Origin of the sequence: Pseudomonas sp. B14(2022) (genome assembly GCF_012030485.1) — a bacterium.
Classification (GTDB): domain Bacteria; phylum Pseudomonadota; class Gammaproteobacteria; order Pseudomonadales; family Pseudomonadaceae; genus Aquipseudomonas.
In genome coordinates, this window is record NZ_JAAUVM010000002.1 from 174,668 (window position 1) to 191,054 (window position 16,387).

A 16,387-nucleotide genomic window follows, 5' to 3' on the forward strand; every position below is an offset into this window, starting at 1 on the left:
TAAAACCATGAGCACAGCCCATACCGCCGACAACCTCGGCCAGGTCGCACGCGACCGTACTCACAGCACCATCACCTGGCGGCTGATGCCGTTGTTGCTGATCTGCTACCTCTTCGCCCATCTCGATCGCATCAACATCGGCTTCGCCAAGATGCAGATGAGCGCGGACTTGAACTTCAGCGACACCGTCTATGGCTTCGGCGCCGGCCTGTTCTTCGTGGCCTACGCGCTGTTCGGCGTGCCCAGCAACATGGCCCTGGACCGAGTGGGCCCCAGGCGTTGGATTGCCACGCTGATGGTGGTGTGGGGCGTGCTGTCGACCTGCATGTTCCTGATCGACAGCGCCATGGGTTTCTATGTGCTGCGCTTTTTGCTGGGGGTGGCCGAGGCCGGTTTCTTCCCGGGCATCCTGGTGTTTCTAAACCGCTGGTACCCGGCCGGCCGTCGCGCTCAGGTTACCGCCCTGTTTGCCATCGCAGTGCCGATGGCCGGGGTAATCGGTGGTCCGCTTTCCGGCGGCATCCTTGAACACTTTCACGACCTGGGCGGCCTGCGCGGCTGGCAATGGATGTTCGTCATCGAAGGCGCCCCCGTGATTCTTCTCGGGCTGGTGGTGCTCAAGTGCTTGCCGGACAGCTTCGAGACGGTCAAGTGGCTGGCGCCGGAACAGAAGCAACAACTGCGCGAGCAACTGCACCGGGAAGAACACCGCAAATCGATCACCTCGTTTTCGGCGATTCTCAGCAACCCGCAGGTGTGGCTGCTGGTGGCGGTGTACTTCGCGGTGATGCTGGCGGTCAACACCCTGGCGTTCTGGATGCCGACGCTGATCCATGGCGCCGGCATCGGCAGCGACGGCAAGGTCGGCCTGCTCAGTGCGGTGCCGTACCTGGCCGGGTGTTTCTTCATGATTGGCTGTGGGCGCTCGTCCGACCGCCAGCGTGAACGCCGCTGGCACCTGTGCGTGCCCTTGCTGATGTCGGCCGCCGGTATTGCCATCGCCGGGCTCGCCCCCGCCAACCCGACCGTGGTGCTGGGCGGCTTGATTCTCGCCGGCATGGGCGCCAGCGCGGCGTTGCCGATGTTCTGGCAATTGCCCCCGGCGTTCCTGTCCAACAGCACCCAAGCCGCCGGGATCGCCCTGATCAGTTCGTTCGGCAGCATCGCGTCGTTCTTCGCGCCCTACCTGATCGGCTGGATGCGCGACACCACCCAGAGCGCCAGCCTGGCCCTGTACGTCCTGGCGCTGCTCATTGCTCTCGGTGGCTTGCTGGTGCTGCGCACCCGAGCGGCCATCGTCAACCCTCAATAAGAGACTCTTGCCATGCTTGATCAATCACTCATTTTGCAAGCCGCCGCGCGCCTCGACCAGGCCGAACGTTCACGCGAGCAGGTGCGCCAGTTTTCCCTCGATCACCCGGCGATCACCCTCGACGACGCCTATGCCATCCAGCGCGCCTGGGTCGCGCAAAAAATCAAGGACGGGCGCAAGCTGGTCGGCCACAAGATCGGCCTGACCTCCCGGGCCATGCAGGTCTCGTCCAACATCACCGAGCCGGATTACGGCGCGTTGCTCGATGACATGTTCTTCGATGAAGGCACCGACATCCCCTTCGAGCGCTTTATCGTGCCGCGCGTCGAGGTGGAGCTGGCATTTATCCTGGGCAAACCGCTCAAGGGGCCGAACGTGACGGTGTTCGATGTGCTCGACGCCACCGAATGGGTAATCCCGGCGCTGGAGATCATCGATGCGCGCATCCAGCAGGTCGACCCGCACACCAAGGCGACCCGCAAGGTGTTCGACACCATCTCCGACAACGCCGCCAACGCCGGCGTGGTCATGGGCGGGCGGGCCGTGCGCCCCACCGAGATCGACTTGCGCAAGGTGCCGGCGGTGCTCTACCGCAATGGCGTGATCGAAGAGTCCGGCGTCTCCGCCGCCGTGCTCAATCACCCGGCCAAGGGCGTGGCCTGGCTCGCGAATAAACTGGCCGCCTATGACGTCACCCTGCAACCCGGGCAAATCATCCTGGGTGGCTCCTTCACCCGCCCGGTGGCGGCCAACCCTGGCGATACCTTCCATGTCGACTACGACATGCTCGGGTCGATTGCCTGCCGATTCGTTTAACGGGAGAGTGCCCATGGACATGCCTATCAACACCTTCAAACGTCGCCTGCGCAGCGGTGAAGCCCAGATCGGCCTATGGCTGGGTCTGGCCGATGCCTATTGCGCGGAACTGGCCGCCAATGCCGGTTTCGATTGGCTGCTGATCGACGGCGAACATGCGCCCAACGACCTGCGCGGCATGCTCGGCCAGCTCCAGGCCGTGGCGCCCTACCCTAGCCATCCGGTGATTCGCCCGGTGATCGGCGACACCGCGTTGATCAAGCAAGTACTCGACATTGGCGTGCAGACGTTGCTGGTGCCCATGGTGGAAAGCGCAGAACAGGCGCGGGAACTGGTGAGAGCCATCCACTATCCACCCCACGGCGTACGTGGTGTCGGCAGTGCTCTGGCCAGGGCTTCACGCTGGAACAGCATTGCCGGCTACCTCGACAAAGCCGATGAGCAGATGTGCCTGCTGGTGCAGATCGAAAACCGCGAAGGCCTGGCCAACCTGGATGCGATTGCGGCGGTGGAAGGCGTCGACGGTGTGTTTATCGGGCCGGCAGACCTGAGCGCCTCGATGGGCCATCGCGGCAACCCCGGCCACCCTGAGGTGCAGGCGGCAATCGAAGACGCCATCGCGCGCATCCGCAGCGCCGGCAAAGCCGCCGGCATTCTCAGCGCCGACCAGGCACTGGCCCGACGCTACATCGACCTGGGCGCGGCGTTCGTGGCGGTGGGCGTGGACACCACCGTGCTGATGCGCGGGCTGCAAAGCCTGGCGGCGGCCTTCAAGGATTCACCGGCGCCTGCCAGCGCGGCCGGCGCTATCTATTAGGGAGTGCGAACGAAAAGTGACCTGTGGCGAGGGAGGCCCGCTCGCCACAGGCTTATCTGACCGACATGCCGGCCTCGGCTCAGCGCTTGAGGGTTTTCAGCTCGTTGAGCAAGGTCAGCAACGTCTGCAACTTCTCCTCGCCAAACCCCGCCTGCAAGCGCTGGTAATTGGCTTCCATGCTCTGGCTCATCGAGTCGAAACAGGCTTGGCCCTTCTCGGCCAGCCGCACCAGCACGCGGCGTTGATCCTGTTGCGCCTTGCGCCGCTCCACCATGCCCGCCGCTTCCATACGCACCAGCACCCCGGTCATGCTCGGCTTGAGGATGCACGCCAGCTCGGCCAACCGGTTGATCTCAAGCTCATCGTGCTGGTTCAAGATCCGAATGACCCGCCATTGCTGCTCGGTCAACCCGTGTTGATTGAGCGAAGGACGAAAAAACCCCATGGCGGCTTCACGCGCATGGAGCAAAGTGAGGGTCAGGGATTGGCGCGGTTTGGACATGGGGGGTGGCGTCGCAATTAGTTAACAGATTAACAACATTCTAGCATTGGCAATTGTTCCCCGTGTGCGGCTTTACCGCGCGGCCGGATTCAGGGTTGATTATTGGCAGCCACGGTCAAGAGCGGCGGCACACAGAATCAAGACACCTACCGCTCGGAAGGCACTTAATACACCCCAACAGGCACAGAGCTTCTTGTCGGCTCTGCAGTGAGTTTCCCTTCACTTTTCCAGGCTGCGCCATGATCAATATCGAAACGCCGACCTACTACTCGGCAACCAAGAAATACAACCTCAGCTTCCCCTCCCTCGAACAGGACGTGGAAGCCGATGTGGTGGTGATTGGCGGCGGTTTCTCCGGCATCAACACCGCACTGGAACTCGCCGAAAAAGGCATCACCAATATTGTGGTGCTCGAAGCGCGCTACCTGGGCTTCGGCGGTACGGGCCGCAATGGCGGGCAGATCATGGCAGGGATCGGCCATGACCTGGAGAAGATCAAGCAACAAGTCGGCGACGAAGGCCTGCGCCAGATCTTTGAAATCAGCGAGCTGGGCGCCGGCATCATCAAGGATCGCATCGCCAAGTACGCGATCGACGCCGACTTCTGCCACGGCTACGGCTACATGGGCTTCAACGCCCGCCAGGAAAAAACCCTGCGCGCCTGGGAGAAGGACTTCAAGTCGATCAACACCCAGGACGAAATCCGCTTTATGGCGGGGTCCGAGGTCAAGCAGATCATTGGTTCAGACGCCTATACCAGCGCGCTGCTGCACATGGGCGGCGGGCACGTGCACTCGCTGAACCTGCTGCTGGGCGAAGCCAAGGCCCTGGCCGGCCACGGTGTGCGCATCTTTGAGCACAGCCCGGCGCTGGAAGTCAGTTATGGCGAACGCATCACCGTGCGCACCGGCCGAGGCTCGGTCAAAGCCTCCAAGTTGCTGTGGGCCTGCGACAGTTTTCTCAACAAGCTGGAACCGGAACTGCACAAGACCACCGTCAATACCTATGCCTTCCAGTTGATGACCGAGCCGTTGTCGGACGAGATGATCAACCGCATCAGCCCGATACGCGGCGCCTACAGCGATATTCGCCCGGTGATCGACTACTACCGGGTCACCAACGAAAACCGCTTGCTGTTCGGTGCCGCCACGCCTTTCGTCGAGCACATCCCGCTGGACCTCAAAGCCTGGAACCGCAACCTGATGCTGAAGATTTTCCCCTACCTCAAGGACGTGAAGATCGACCTGGCGTGGGGCGGGCCGATGGCGACCGGGGCCAACCTGTTCCCGCAGATCGGCACGCTCAGCGGGCGCCCGAATGCCTTTTATGTGCAGGGCTACGCCGGCTTCGGGGTCACGCCCAGCCACATCATCTGCAAGGTCCTGGCCGAGGGCATGAGCGAAGGCTCGTCGCGCTACGACCTGATCAGCGCGGTCAAGCATGCGCAGATCCTGGGCAAGGACCATATCCGCCCGCTGCTGCTCACGGCCGGCAAAAGCCTTCATCAACTTTCGGGCTACTTCAACGGTCGCCGTTGAGCCCCGCTGTTTCATTCACAGGAGAACTGCCATGCCCGTTACCACCCTGAAGAAAGACATCCAATTATCGGACCTCGATGCCTGGGGCACCGTTGCCGATCTCGGTTCCGAGATCCTCGAAGGTGAAGTCAAAGCCTTTGGCAAAATGACCTTCGGCGCACCGACCGACGCCGTCAGCAGCGCCTATTTCGGCACTACCCAAGGCAAGTTCCGGATGGTCTACCCGTTCGCCGAACAAGCTACGGTGGTCACCGGTGAAGTGGTGCTGACCGACGAGAGTACTGGCCAGAGCGCCCGCTACAAGGCCGGCGACAGCTGGTTCGTAACCAAGGGCACGCCGGTGCTGTGGGAGGTGGTGAGCGAGAGTTTTGTGAAACACTATTTCGCGGTAGTCTGATCGCTCCCCTCTGCCGGCTTCGGCCGGCAGCGTTTGTTCCGGCGCAGGTGACTGACCATGCATGCCATCCCCGCTCAGGAAGTCGCCGGCCATTGCCTGCAGGCTTTCACTCAACTGGTGCCCGCCAGCCAGGCAGCGTTCTATTGTGTCGACCGCCAGCTGCAAGCCCGCGATTTCAGGCTGCAAGGCATGAGCGGTGAGATGCACCGCGACTACCTGGACAACTACCGCCAATTCGACCCGTTGCAACCGCGCAATTGCCTGTCCAGCGGGCTGGCGGTGGTGCCGCTGGGTTTTGCCATGGCCCGCCAGCCGCTGCGTGACAGTCGCCGCTATCAAGACTTCCTGCAGCGCTACGGTGTGGTCGATGTGGTGGAGATCGTCGCCCATCGCGCCGACCAGCCCCAGGCGGCCATCTCCTTGCTGCGCACGGCGGAGCAAGGGGTGTTCACCATCGACCAGTTGGCTCAGCTCAATGCCTTGCAGGCGTTGCTGCAAATGGCCGTAGCCAATATGCAGCCCTGCGACGATGCGCTGGCCGGTCTCACGCCCAAAGAGCGGCAGATTGCCTGGTTATTACGTCAGGGCGCGAGCAACAAGCAACTGGCCCTGGAGCTGGACGTCGGCCTGCCGACCATCAAGACGCACTTGATCCACCTGTTTCGCAAAACCGGTGTGAGCAGCCGTACCGAACTGGTCGCCGCGCTGTTTCTTTAAGCCGCCTCAACCCTTTGGTTGATAGGCGAGCCAGGTTGCCAACCGCATGATCCGGGGTATCCATTCCCTCAACCCGGAGCCATGCAATGACCACTACATCCGACTGGATCACCGTAGGCGCCCTCGCCGACGGTTTTGCCCCCGACGCATTTATCCTGCCCAACCTTGCCGACCTCAACGGCAAGGCCTTCACCCTGCACTTCGCCAACGGCTGGCAGATCGAGCATCGATTCGACACCGAGCAGTTGCACTGGCACGCCGCCGACGGTCACTCCAGCGGTTCGGCAGCCTACCGCGCCACCTCGGTACGCCCGGGCCTGTACCTGGTCGACTTCATCAAGCATGAAGCCGGCCAGGCCTGGTCGATCAGCCTGGTGCTGGACACCACCACGTCGTCGTTCACCGCGGTGATCGGGCGCATGCCGGACCGCGAACAAACCGAGCAAGGCCTCTACAACCGCGCCCTGGCCGGCAAGGCCCTGACTTCGGTTGACGTGGACTTCCTGCACGGCAGCCTGGATCAAGCCTGGCAGCCCGGCCAATGCCCGCACGCGCCCACCCAGGAACTGACCGGCCTGCGCAACCTGTATCGCTACAGCCCCAGCGAAGTCTACGAGCACATCTACCTGAACGATCAGTTCTATGCCTGGCAATGCCTCAAGGGCGTGGAGCAAGGCCTGTGCGATACCGATCGCTGCCACTACTACAAGATCGCCGATCAGTTGTACCTGTTCGTCTGGCGCGAAAAGATCATACCGACCCTCGGCTTGGTGCTGATCGACCTGCAACAGCACCGCAGCGATGGCAAGATCTTCGGCTATGCCGGTGCGTCGTTCGATGAGCTGTCGAACTTTCCGGTCAGCTCCTACTGCCAAGTGCTCAACCGCACGGAGTATCCCGATGCCTGATCCACGCACCGTTGTCATCACCGGTGCCGGCACGGGCATCGGTGCCGCCTGCGCGCGCTTGTACGCCGCCGAAGGGGCCAACCTGGTGCTCATCGGCCGTCGCCGCGAGCCGCTGGAGCAGGTTGCGCAGGACACCGGCGGCCTGGTGCTGGTCGGCGATGCAGCCTGCCCGACCACCTGGGAGGGTTTAGTCGCGCAGATTGGTGAGCGCTACGGTCGCCTCGATGTGCTGCTGGCCTGCGCCGGCGGGCATGGCGTGGGCAGCGCCACCCAGACCAGCCCACACACCTGGGAGGCGGCCTTGCGCAGCAACCTGGACAGCGCGTTCTACAGCGCCCGCGCCTGCCTGCCGCTACTGATCGAAAGCGCTGGCAATATCGTGCTGCTCGGCTCCATCGCCTCGCTGGCCGCAGGCCCCGACGTGTGCGGCTACACCACCGCCAAGCATGCGTTGCTCGGGCTCAACCGTTCGCTGGCGCGGGATTACGGCCCACGCGGCGTGCGGGTGAACGCGGTGTGCCCGGGGTGGGTTACCACGCCGATGGCCGACGAGGAAATGCAGCCGCTGATGAGCTTCCATGGTGACACCCTGCAGCAGGCCTATGCCCGCGTGTGCGCCGACGTGCCGTTGCGGCGTCCCGCCAGCGCCGAGGAAATCGCCAAGGTGTGCCGCTTCCTGGCCAGCCCGGATGCCGCGATCATCACCGGCGCCAACGTGGTCGCCGATGGCGGTTCGAGCATCGTCGATGTGCCCACACTGGCTTACGTCCATATGGAGCGTGCACATGCCTGAAGACTTGGATTTCAGCGGCAAGACCGTGCTGGTCACCGGCGGCGCCCAGGGCATCGGCCAGGCCATCGTCGAGGCATTCGCCTGGCGTGGCGCCCGCGTAATGATCGCAGACCTGCGCCAGGCAAAAGCCCAGGCATTGGCCGAAGGCCTGCGTGCGCGAGGCTGCCAGGTCGAGGCCATCGCGCTCGACCTGGCCGACGCGACTGCGGTGTTCGAAGGCATCAAGGCCATAGAACAGGACTGGGGCCGCCTGGATATCCTGGTGCACAACGCCGGCTACTTTCCGTTGACAGCGTTCGCGCAGATCACCCCGGCCGTTCTTGAACGCACGCTGGCGGTGAACCTCTCGGCCCTGTTCTGGCTGACCCAGGCCGCCTTGCCGATGTTTCAACGCCAGGGCGGTGGCTGCGTGCTGGTCACCTCATCGGTCACCGGGCCACGGGTCGCCTATGCCGGGCTCAGTCACTACGCGGCGTCCAAGGCCGGGGTCAACGGTTTTATCCGCAATGCTGCGCTGGAGCTGGCGACTTACCAGGTGCGCGTCAACGGCGTCGAGCCAGGGATGATTGCCACGCCGGCCATGGACAACCTGGGCGACAGCCAGGTCAATGCCGACATCGCCAGCCGCGTGCCGCTGGGACGGCTGGGTGCCGCTCAGGATATTGCCGGGGCGATGCTGTTCCTGGCCTCCGACCTGGCAACCTACATCACCGGGCAGACCATCGTGGTGGACGGCGGGTCGACGCTACCTGAGGTGAAATGACCTCCATCAGGTTGTAAACCGGATCAAATGTGGGAGGGTCGGTGTATCCGTTGAATAGCGCTCGGCCCCTTCAAGCAGCGACAGTGAATCACTGAACACCCGCGACAACGCCGCAAGCCGTTTGACGTAACCCTGGGGCGTCGAATAGATCAGCTCCACATGCAAGCTGTCGACGATACCCAGGTAAGCGTCACAAAACACCTCAAGCGCCTCGGGTCGTACCATCCTGTACCGCCCTTGCGCGGCACGCTGAAAATCCTCGCGAATGCTGGCCAGGTACCCCTCAAATCCTGCCGTAATGACGCTGCGAATTTCCGCCGGCGGAAAGTACGCCGTGCGCAACAGGAAGCGCAGGTGCGCCGACCCTTCATAGCGCCCGCTCAACCGCTCAAGGTGCAATTGCCCCGGCACGCCGGTGTGGGCGGCTTCTTCCTTGAAGCACTGTGCGATGTACTGGTGTTCATGGGCCAGGGCAATCTCGAATACCGTCTGAAACAGCGCGTTCTTGCTGACAAAATGCGCATACAGAGACGCCTTGCGCATGCCCGCCCCGACCGCGATTTCGTTCAGCGATGAAGCGTCGTAACCGTGGGCGGCAAAGTGTTCGACCGCGACTGCGCAAATGTTATGGGCCGACAGCGTGAGCGGTTTCATTGATCGATGGATACCTTACGCCGCACCGACCGCTAGCTGCAGATGAGTGGAACGAAAATCCTTGGGCGACAGCTCGAATTGCTTCTTGAACGAGCGGCTGAAGTGTGCGGAATCGGTGAAGCCCCACTTGTAGGCAATCGACGTAATCGACTCGCTCTTGAGGAAGGGGTTGGTCAGATCGTCCGCGCTGCGCTTGAGCCGCGCACGCTGGATGTAGCGGCAGACGCTGTCGTCCTGCTCTTCAAACAAGCGGTACAAATGCCGCACCGAGATGTTCAAGCGGCTGGCCAGGCCCACCGGGCTCAGGCCGGGTTGGGTCAGGGACTCGTCGATGACTTTCTGCACATAACTGCGCAGGTTGCTGCCCTGCAAGGACACGGTGCTGTCGCCTGGGGCGTCATGCAGTTCAAAGGCTGAACCGAGCAGGGAGACAAACGCCGCTTGCAGGGCCTCGGCCTCTTCAATCGAATCCTGACCCTCCAGGCCCTCGCGGCACAGCTGGTCCATCAACACGTGGAGCATGCGCCCGCAGGCCTTGCTCGAAGAGATCTTGCCGAAGGTTTTCGAGGCGCTGCCCAGTTGCTTGCACACTTCATTGCGCGAGAGTGACAGCGAGGCATGTTCGATAAGGCCAAACGGGCTGATCTCGATCGAACCCGTGGAGTCCATCAGCAACATATCGCCGGGGGCCAATTGAATGACTTGGCCGTTCTGGGTGATCTGGCAATAGCCGCTGCGCTGGCTGACGAGGAAGCAATGCTGGTCCATATCGTGATCGGCATTGGGCCGCTCGCGTTTGATCAGGCCGGCATTGGTGCGCAGGTTGGCCAGTGACAGGCCGCCCCGGGAGTGCTTGGAAACCTCACCGATGAACAGTGAACGGTTGAAGGCCAGTTCCGTGTCGAAATGGCCGCAGGCCGCTCGCAGATCCCGAGTCCAGGTTTCCAACCCATAGTGCGCAGACTGATAGGTGCTCATGGCATCTCCACAATGGTTTCTTGTTTTTGTTGGCTAATAGTTAACATGTTATCTATATAGGCGCAACAAGTCCGTGATACCGACTGTAGAAGCACTAATGATGCCAATTCCTCAACTCAGATCGCGCCCAATACCCGCTGCAAACCCGCCAGTACCGTGAGCAGCCCGGCCCGCTGCGCGCCGCTCAAGGGGATGTAGCGCCGGAACGCCGGCATACGGTTGACCACCTCGCTGCCGCCCATGTGTTCAAGCCGTACGTGCCATTGCTGCCCATTCAAATCGAGGTGCAGGCGCTTGAAGTCAAGCCCCATCAACGCTTGATGCAGGCTGGGATCGTCGTTCAAGGCTGCCTGGAGCCTGGCCAGCAAAACCGGCGCTCCAGCCCGTTGCCGACAGGCCAGTCCCGTGCGCCGGATCGACCCGCTGTGGTGCAGTTCAAAGCACGCATTGCCCTGCTCTGAGGCGGGCACCGTGAACATGAATTCGGTCATGACCAGGTGCATCAGCAATTGCGCTTCGGTGCGCTCGGCAACGTCGACCTGAAGGCCGATGTCGTCCAGGCAAAACCTTGCCTGGGCTGGCCCCGTCGAGGTGAAACTCGCCAGCCCGAGGTTGCGCCGCACGTACTCAAGCGTGACCCCAGGCCGGTAACCGGACGGGGCCCGTTGGGCGCTGAACAGCTCAGACAGCTTTTGCAGCCTGCTCGATATAACGGTTGTGAGGGTTGCCAGGCTCATGGGAAAACTCCTTGGCCAGCACTTCTTCTACCGAAGCCGGCTTGAATGGATTGACCTTCTGTACCACCAGTGTCCAGAACAGCGCGTATGAAGCCGTGATCCCGAGCATCACCCCGAACGGCACATAAATGTCCGCAGGGTTCATACCCGGCGGGGTAATGAACCACATGCCCAGCAAGATGCCGACGCTGGAAAGAATCTGTGGCAACGGGAAGAACGGCGAGCGATAGGCCCGTGGCAGATCCGGACGACGAATGCGCAGGATCACCACCGACAGCGTCACCAGCAGGTAAGAGAAACTCCATGCACACACCGCCGCCAGCACCAGGTGCATGATGTTGTCGGTGTTGCCACCCAACCACAGGGCATACAGGCACGGAATCAGCATCGCCACCAGGATGCACAGCAGCGGCGTCTTGAAGCGCGGGTGCAAATAAGTGAAGACCTTGGGCAACGCGCCGTCCACCGCCATGCCGTAGAGAATCCTCGGCACGCCCGCCATCAGCGTATTGATGGTGGCGGCACCGGCGAACAGGAAACCGATCCCCAGCCACAGCGGGCCGACATGCCCCATGACCTGCTCGGCAAACCTTGGGATCGCCATGGGCGTGTCGAGCAGGTGCACGCCGGTGGCGGCATCCAGCACCACGTTTTCCACCTGGCGCTTCATCGCAGCGCCGTAGATGAACATGCAGGTCGCCACGCTCAATAAACCGAAAATCATGGCCTTGGGCATGACCTTGGCCGAATTGCGAAGGTCCGGGGCCAACGGGGTGACGAACTCGCAACCGACGAACATGAACATGGCCATGCCCACCAGCGACAGAATGGTGATCAGGTCGGTACCCACCAGCGACACGCCGAACCAGCCCTCCAGTTGCACCGCCGGTGCCGCGATCAGGCCGAGCACGCCGAACACCATCAGCGTGGTCCACATGCCGAAGGTCAGGATGATCTCGGCCCTGCCGAAGGCGCTGACGCCAAAGGCATTGAGAATGCCGAACACCACGACAAACCCCACCCCCAGCAACCAGGAACCGCCGGCAGACTCCGCCAGGGTATTGAGGTGTTCGAAGTTCACCAGGGCCATGACCCCGGACAGAATCGTCTCGGCGGTGCCGGCGAACACATGCACGATCAGGTACGCCGACAACGTGCCGGTGATCGCAAAGAAACGACCCATGCCGCAATTGATGTAGTCGTAGACCGAGCCGGTGGTCGGCAGGATCGAGGCGGCCTCGGCGAAGGTGGTCGCCTGGGCCAGCATCATCACCACCGCAATCAGCATGGCCACCGCGAAGGCGCTGCCGCCGATACCGAAGCCCATGGTTGCGGTGAGAATCACCGGGCTGGCCATGATCAGGCCAATGGTGCTGGCCAGCGCGGTCGGAAACCCGACGCTGCCGCGTTTCAAATGCTGTGTGAGCCGGTCATTGATCGACATGGTACGGATCCTCGAAAGCGGATTTCTGAGTGGATGCATCGAGCCGTACAAGGAGCTGGCGATAAAGCCCTCCCCAGCCAGTCCCTGATCGAAACGGCATCGTGCGCAAAATCACTGTGCGCCTCCCGAGCGCTGATCGTCTTGCCCATGTCTGCCGTGGCTTTTGTTGCTGCCTGCCAAGGCATACGACTTGGCGGGCAGGATCAATTCCATGGCACGCAGGTGAAAGACTTCCCACGCCTGCGGTCATCTTAATGCGCCCTCGACCTAACCATGCTGGGGAATATAAAAATGGAGCACACACTGAAACCACGCACGCTGTCCTTGGCCGTCGGCCTGGGTATCGCGCTGTTGATCGGCCATTCATCGGCCCAGGCCTATGAGCTGTACGCCGACGAGGACACCCATTTGAATGCGGACTTCCTGGCGGTCTACGGCCTGTTCAACAGCCGTCACAACTACGACGGCACAGCGGGCGGCTCGACCTGGCGCGAGGGTTTCATGAAGTACGGGGTGAGCGGCGACCAGGGCCTGGCCGGGCACGGCACCGCGTATGGCGCGCTCAATTGGGTCAGCTCCGGCACCTGGGGCGATGGCGACGCGGCGGGCAACACCGATGGCAGCGAACGCACCACCAAAATCGAAGACGCCTACCTGGGATGGCGCTCGGCCGACCTGTTCCCGGCGCTGGGCAAGGACGGTGTGGATTTTTCCGTCGGGCGCCAGGTGGTCAAGATCGGCCGGGGTTTCCTGATCAACGACGACGGCCCCAACCTGGGCAAAGGCCCGGCTGACGGTGCGCTGAACCGTGGCGGCGCCTATTACCTGGCGGCACGCCACGCGTTCGACCGCACTGCGGTGCTGCGCCTGGGCGGGCAAGAGGGCCTGCACGGTTCGGTGCTGTGGCTCAAGTCGGACAACCGCGCCCAGGCTGAAACCGAACTGGCGGCGGGCACCCTCGACTACACGGCCGCCGCCGGCACGCTGGGCTTGACCTGGGTCCACGGCATGAACGTCACCGACCAGTGGGCCAGCGACTTCCAGAAACAGCGTGAGGGCCTGGACACTTACAGCGTGCGCGGCGAAGGCAGCGCCGGTATCGACAATGCCAGCTTCGCCTTCGAATACGCCTGGCAAGACAAAGACGCGGGGCCGGAAAAAGCCTGGTACGCCGAGGCCGGCTACACCTTTGCCGATATCGGTTGGTCGCCGAAAGTGACCTACCGCTACACGCGCTACTCGCAAAAATGGGATCCGCTGTTCACCGGGCTCAGCACCGGCTACGGCACCTGGTTCCAAGGTGAAGTTGCCTCCAACTATGCCGGCCCGTTCAACAGCAATACCGGCATCCATCACGTCGGTCTCAAGGCGACACCCCTGGAGAACCTGACGGTCGGCGCGCTGTACTTCGACTTCAATACCCTGCGCAAACACGACGCGCTGAACCTCGACGCCCGGGAGCTTGACCTGTACGCCGAATGGGCGGTCAACAGCCACCTGATCATCAGCCCGCTGGTGGGCATCTACCAACCCAAGAAGGCTGCCGACACCGGCGGCAACCAGGTGGGTGGCAACGGCACCAACCTCTACAGCCAGCTGACCGTGGCCGTGCCCTTCTGACCGGCCTCAGGAGCTGCGTAACGCAGCTCCCTCCCAGCGTTCGTGCTGATGCAGCATCGTCTGGATCTGATGGGTTGCCTGACGGATGTTTTCCGCCAGCTTGCGCACCTCATCGGCCACCACCGGCATGGTGTTCATCCTTGATTCAGGCAATCAGCAGTGGCTGATCAGTCGCTTCAACACCGTCTTGAAGGTTTCGATCTGGTCCTGGCTGAACTCGGCGAACACCTTGTCCTGCTGTTCCCGTGCAATGGCCCAGAGGTCTTCGGTCTGTTCGATACCCGCAGCGGTCAGGCGTACGCCGTGTTCATCGTCGTCGACCAGCCCCTTGCGCTTGAGGTTGGCCACCGCGTCGTCGATTTCCCGCACCGGCATCGCCACCTCCCGCAGCAGGTCGCTGGCGCTCAGGCGGGCGTCGTTCTCCAGCACCATCAGCATCCGTGCCTCGTTGGTGCGCAGGCCGGTAGACAGTTGCCGGGGCTGGTAGCTGGACTGGTAGGCGCGTACCGCCTGGGTCATCAGGTAATACAGGTTATGGCTCAGGCGCCCCTGGAAGTGGCTGCTCGGCGGTTGGCTTTCGTCACGCTTGGTCATCCGCGTATGGGGCAGGACCATGGAGTAGGCGCCCTGATGGTACAGCAGCGGCGAGCGACCGAAATCGTCGAAGGCCACCACCTTGCCGATCATGATCCAGTGATCACCGCCGTCCACCTGCTGGTATTTTTCACAGTGAAAACGTGCCGAACAATCGGCGAACACCGGCGCCCCGCCCTCCCCCGGTTCATAGGCGATCTCGGCGAAGCGGTCGTCCCTGGGCCGGGCAAAATTGTTCGAGAGGTCGATCTGGTCCGCCGCCAGCACGTTGACCGCGAAGTGGCTGGCCTCCTCGAATACCCCGTGGCTGCTGGAGCGTTTGTCGATGCTCCACAGCACCAGCGGTGGGTCCAGGGACACCGAGTTGAAGCTGTTGGCGGTAACGCCCACCTTGCGGCCGGAGGCGTCGGCGGCGGTGACCACGGTCACGCCTGTGGCAAAGTTGCCCAGGGCCCGGCGAAAGGCGCGTGCGTCGAAGGTCGATTCAGACATGCAAGACTCCCGGGCTGCGTCAGGCGCAGCCCTGATTGTTGTTTTCAAAAGCGCGTTCAGATCATGCTCGGATCGGGTTCCAGGCCCATCAACTCGCGGCCGAGGATCTGTGCACAGACGTCGTAGTCGGTGTAGGCATGGGCGCCGGTCATGTGCGAGTCGCGGAACAAGCGCTGCATCTCGTTGTGCTCGAACCAGGCGTTGCCGCCGGCGGCCTCGAACAGACGGTCCACCGCCTGGATGCACATCTTGGTCGCGTAGGCCTGGTTGGTGCGCCAGAACGCCAGGGTCTCGCGGCTTGGGTAGCGCTGCTGCTCACTGTGTTCGGCGTGTTCGTTCCAGGTTTTTTCGAGGAAGGCGCGCGCGGCGGCCACCTGGTGAGTCGACTCGGCCAGGCGCATCAACGCCGGGGTCGCGGCACCGACCGCCGCCCCGGTATAGGCGCGCACGCGGGTCTTGGTCTTTTCGCGGAACACCTCGAGCATCCGCTCGGCGACGCCCAGGCTGACGGTGGAAAAGCCACTGGCAAAGTAAGGCCGGTACGGTGAATAGAAAATCTTGCTGTCGGGGTACAGCCCAAAGCCGGCGGACTTGCCTTCCATCATGTCCTTGGCTTTCTGGATGCGGTGTTCCGGCACCCAGGCCTTGTCGATGATCAAGGTCTTGGTGCCGCTGCCCTTCATGCCGGCGGCAAACCAGTCATCGCGGATCTGGTAGTCACTGCGCGGCAGCACCGCGAAGCAGTAATCCTGGGTGCCCTGGGGGTTGTTGCGGCGGAAACCCACGATCGCCCAATCGGCGTGATCACAGCCGCTGCTCCAGCCCATTTCTCCGCTGAACAGCACGCCGCCCTCGACTTCCTCGGTGCGCCCGAACGGCGCGATGCTGCTGCTCGCAGTGGCATCAGGGTCAGCGCCCCAGACCTCCTGCTGCAGTTGGGCCGAGAACAGTGCCAATTGATGGCTGTGGGTACACAACAGGCTCATGGCCCAGGCCGTGCTGGCGCAGGCCCCGGCGAGCAAGGCGATGCAGTCGGCAAACTGCGGCAGCGACAACTCCATGCCGCCGAACACTTTCGGCTGAAACACACGGTGCATGCCGATGCTCTTGAGCAGCGCAATATTCTCGGCGGGCACCTGGCGGTCCTGCTCGGCCACGAAGGCATTGGCGGCGATGGTCGGCAGGATGGACTTGAGGTCTTCAAGGAGCGGGTTTGGCTTTTTCATGGATGGCCCTGCTTATTATTGGATGTCCGGGCAGCGCCAGAAATCAAGGCGTGGCGCCGGATGCAGGGCCAGTATGGAG

General features: G+C 62.6%; 18 protein-coding genes. 10 read left to right on the forward strand and 8 right to left on the reverse strand.

The window, feature by feature from the left end; genetic code table 11:
- Positions 1 to 7: 7 nt before the first annotated feature.
- From HCF10_RS04250 to hpaI, 3 genes are read left to right on the forward strand one after another with little or no spacing between them, the layout of a single operon-like run.
- The gene (locus HCF10_RS04250) at positions 8 to 1,312 is read left to right on the forward strand and encodes an MFS transporter (RefSeq protein ID WP_167654948.1); all 1,305 of its coding nucleotides are present in this window, start codon (positions 8 to 10) and stop codon (positions 1,310 to 1,312) included.
- 12 nt (positions 1,313 to 1,324) lie between these two features.
- Entirely contained in the window at positions 1,325 to 2,128 is an 804-nt protein-coding gene (gene hpaH, locus HCF10_RS04255; RefSeq protein WP_053139661.1) for a 2-oxo-hept-4-ene-1,7-dioate hydratase, read from the forward strand.
- Positions 2,129 to 2,141: 13 nt separating this feature from the next.
- Entirely contained in the window at positions 2,142 to 2,945 is an 804-nt protein-coding gene (gene hpaI, locus HCF10_RS04260; protein WP_167654949.1) for a 4-hydroxy-2-oxoheptanedioate aldolase, read from the forward strand.
- A gap of 79 nt (positions 2,946 to 3,024) precedes the next feature.
- Here hpaI and hpaR read toward each other — a convergent pair whose 3' ends face one another.
- Positions 3,025 to 3,447 (reverse strand): homoprotocatechuate degradation operon regulator HpaR, encoded by a 423-nt coding sequence (gene hpaR / locus HCF10_RS04265; RefSeq protein ID WP_053139663.1) that lies wholly within the window; start codon positions 3,445 to 3,447, stop codon positions 3,025 to 3,027.
- Positions 3,448 to 3,686: 239 nt separating this feature from the next.
- Between hpaR and HCF10_RS04270 the strand changes: the two genes are divergently transcribed.
- The 6 genes from HCF10_RS04270 (at position 3,687) to HCF10_RS04295 (ending at position 8,563) form a co-directional block, all read left to right on the forward strand.
- On the forward strand, positions 3,687 to 4,985 hold the full coding sequence (locus tag HCF10_RS04270) for an NAD(P)/FAD-dependent oxidoreductase (protein ID WP_145337165.1): 1,299 nt from the start codon (positions 3,687 to 3,689) through the stop codon (positions 4,983 to 4,985).
- A gap of 31 nt (positions 4,986 to 5,016) precedes the next feature.
- Positions 5,017 to 5,382: a cupin domain-containing protein gene (locus HCF10_RS04275; RefSeq protein ID WP_131698849.1), complete on the forward strand. Its 366-nt coding sequence runs from the start codon at positions 5,017 to 5,019 to the stop codon at positions 5,380 to 5,382.
- Positions 5,383 to 5,439: 57 nt separating this feature from the next.
- Complete coding sequence (locus HCF10_RS04280; RefSeq protein ID WP_053139668.1) at positions 5,440 to 6,099, forward strand: response regulator transcription factor; 660 nt, start codon at positions 5,440 to 5,442, stop codon at positions 6,097 to 6,099.
- Positions 6,100 to 6,185: 86 nt separating this feature from the next.
- A complete protein-coding gene (locus HCF10_RS04285; protein WP_167654950.1) occupies positions 6,186 to 7,007 on the forward strand; it encodes a molybdenum cofactor biosynthesis F family protein in 822 nt (273 codons plus the stop codon).
- Positions 7,000 to 7,800, forward strand: coding sequence for an SDR family NAD(P)-dependent oxidoreductase (locus HCF10_RS04290; RefSeq protein ID WP_131698851.1), 801 nt, complete (start codon positions 7,000 to 7,002; stop codon positions 7,798 to 7,800). The genes HCF10_RS04285 and HCF10_RS04290 overlap by 8 nt, the downstream gene beginning before the upstream one ends.
- Entirely contained in the window at positions 7,793 to 8,563 is a 771-nt protein-coding gene (locus HCF10_RS04295; protein WP_145337162.1) for an SDR family oxidoreductase, read from the forward strand. The genes HCF10_RS04290 and HCF10_RS04295 overlap by 8 nt, the downstream gene beginning before the upstream one ends.
- 6 nt (positions 8,564 to 8,569) lie before the next feature.
- On the opposite strand, the gene HCF10_RS04300 is transcribed toward HCF10_RS04295, so the two are convergent.
- The 4 genes from HCF10_RS04300 to HCF10_RS04315 form a co-directional block, all read right to left on the reverse strand.
- Complete coding sequence (locus HCF10_RS04300; protein WP_131698853.1) at positions 8,570 to 9,217, reverse strand: TetR/AcrR family transcriptional regulator; 648 nt, start codon at positions 9,215 to 9,217, stop codon at positions 8,570 to 8,572.
- Between the two features lie 15 nt (positions 9,218 to 9,232).
- On the reverse strand, positions 9,233 to 10,195 hold the full coding sequence (gene feaR / locus HCF10_RS04305) for a transcriptional regulator FeaR (protein ID WP_131698854.1): 963 nt from the start codon (positions 10,193 to 10,195) through the stop codon (positions 9,233 to 9,235).
- 116 nt (positions 10,196 to 10,311) lie between these two features.
- Complete coding sequence (locus HCF10_RS04310) at positions 10,312 to 10,932, reverse strand: DUF3156 family protein (RefSeq protein WP_131698855.1); 621 nt, start codon at positions 10,930 to 10,932, stop codon at positions 10,312 to 10,314.
- Positions 10,877 to 12,376, reverse strand: a complete 1,500-nt coding sequence (locus HCF10_RS04315; protein ID WP_167654951.1) for an APC family permease — start codon at positions 12,374 to 12,376, stop codon at positions 10,877 to 10,879. The genes HCF10_RS04310 and HCF10_RS04315 overlap by 56 nt, the downstream gene beginning before the upstream one ends.
- A gap of 291 nt (positions 12,377 to 12,667) precedes the next feature.
- On the opposite strand from HCF10_RS04315, the gene HCF10_RS04320 reads away from it, so the two are divergent.
- Positions 12,668 to 13,996 carry a hypothetical protein gene (locus HCF10_RS04320; protein WP_131698857.1) on the forward strand — a complete coding sequence of 443 codons (1,329 nt, stop codon included), beginning with the start codon at positions 12,668 to 12,670 and terminating at the stop codon, positions 13,994 to 13,996.
- A 6-nt stretch (positions 13,997 to 14,002) separates the two neighbouring features.
- Here the strand turns inward: HCF10_RS04320 and HCF10_RS04325 are convergent, their stop codons facing one another.
- The 3 genes from HCF10_RS04325 to HCF10_RS04335 are packed head-to-tail and all read right to left on the reverse strand — an operon-like array spanning position 14,003 to position 16,308.
- Positions 14,003 to 14,125: a methyl-accepting chemotaxis protein gene (locus HCF10_RS04325; protein WP_131698858.1), complete on the reverse strand. Its 123-nt coding sequence runs from the start codon at positions 14,123 to 14,125 to the stop codon at positions 14,003 to 14,005.
- Between the two features lie 24 nt (positions 14,126 to 14,149).
- The gene (locus HCF10_RS04330) at positions 14,150 to 15,082 is read right to left on the reverse strand and encodes a p-hydroxyphenylacetate 3-hydroxylase reductase component (protein ID WP_167654952.1); all 933 of its coding nucleotides are present in this window, start codon (positions 15,080 to 15,082) and stop codon (positions 14,150 to 14,152) included.
- Positions 15,083 to 15,138: 56 nt separating this feature from the next.
- The gene (locus tag HCF10_RS04335) at positions 15,139 to 16,308 is read right to left on the reverse strand and encodes a p-hydroxyphenylacetate 3-hydroxylase oxygenase component (RefSeq protein ID WP_131698860.1); all 1,170 of its coding nucleotides are present in this window, start codon (positions 16,306 to 16,308) and stop codon (positions 15,139 to 15,141) included.
- Between the last annotated feature and the right edge of the window lie 79 nt (positions 16,309 to 16,387).

Excerpts from the sequence above, each read along its gene's own strand:
- hpaR (WP_053139663.1), bottom strand. The coding sequence starts at position 3,447 with ATGTCCAAACCGCGCCAATCCCTGACCCTCACTTTGCTCCATGCGCGT.
- feaR (WP_131698854.1), bottom strand. The coding sequence starts at position 10,195 with ATGAGCACCTATCAGTCTGCGCACTATGGGTTGGAAACCTGGACTCGG.
- HCF10_RS04250 (WP_167654948.1), top strand. The coding sequence starts at position 8 with ATGAGCACAGCCCATACCGCCGACAACCTCGGCCAGGTCGCACGCGAC.
- HCF10_RS04325 (WP_131698858.1), bottom strand. The coding sequence starts at position 14,125 with ATGCCGGTGGTGGCCGATGAGGTGCGCAAGCTGGCGGAAAACATCCGT.
- HCF10_RS04280 (WP_053139668.1), top strand. The coding sequence starts at position 5,440 with ATGCATGCCATCCCCGCTCAGGAAGTCGCCGGCCATTGCCTGCAGGCT.
- HCF10_RS04285 (WP_167654950.1), top strand. The coding sequence starts at position 6,186 with ATGACCACTACATCCGACTGGATCACCGTAGGCGCCCTCGCCGACGGT.
- HCF10_RS04290 (WP_131698851.1), top strand. The coding sequence starts at position 7,000 with ATGCCTGATCCACGCACCGTTGTCATCACCGGTGCCGGCACGGGCATC.
- HCF10_RS04295 (WP_145337162.1), top strand. The coding sequence starts at position 7,793 with ATGCCTGAAGACTTGGATTTCAGCGGCAAGACCGTGCTGGTCACCGGC.
- hpaI (WP_167654949.1), top strand. The coding sequence starts at position 2,142 with ATGGACATGCCTATCAACACCTTCAAACGTCGCCTGCGCAGCGGTGAA.
- HCF10_RS04335 (WP_131698860.1), bottom strand. The coding sequence starts at position 16,308 with ATGAAAAAGCCAAACCCGCTCCTTGAAGACCTCAAGTCCATCCTGCCG.
- HCF10_RS04300 (WP_131698853.1), bottom strand. The coding sequence starts at position 9,217 with ATGAAACCGCTCACGCTGTCGGCCCATAACATTTGCGCAGTCGCGGTC.
- HCF10_RS04320 (WP_131698857.1), top strand. The coding sequence starts at position 12,668 with ATGGAGCACACACTGAAACCACGCACGCTGTCCTTGGCCGTCGGCCTG.
- HCF10_RS04315 (WP_167654951.1), bottom strand. The coding sequence starts at position 12,376 with ATGTCGATCAATGACCGGCTCACACAGCATTTGAAACGCGGCAGCGTC.
- HCF10_RS04270 (WP_145337165.1), top strand. The coding sequence starts at position 3,687 with ATGATCAATATCGAAACGCCGACCTACTACTCGGCAACCAAGAAATAC.
- HCF10_RS04310 (WP_131698855.1), bottom strand. The coding sequence starts at position 10,932 with ATGAGCCTGGCAACCCTCACAACCGTTATATCGAGCAGGCTGCAAAAG.
- HCF10_RS04330 (WP_167654952.1), bottom strand. The coding sequence starts at position 15,082 with ATGTCTGAATCGACCTTCGACGCACGCGCCTTTCGCCGGGCCCTGGGC.
- HCF10_RS04275 (WP_131698849.1), top strand. The coding sequence starts at position 5,017 with ATGCCCGTTACCACCCTGAAGAAAGACATCCAATTATCGGACCTCGAT.
- hpaH (WP_053139661.1), top strand. The coding sequence starts at position 1,325 with ATGCTTGATCAATCACTCATTTTGCAAGCCGCCGCGCGCCTCGACCAG.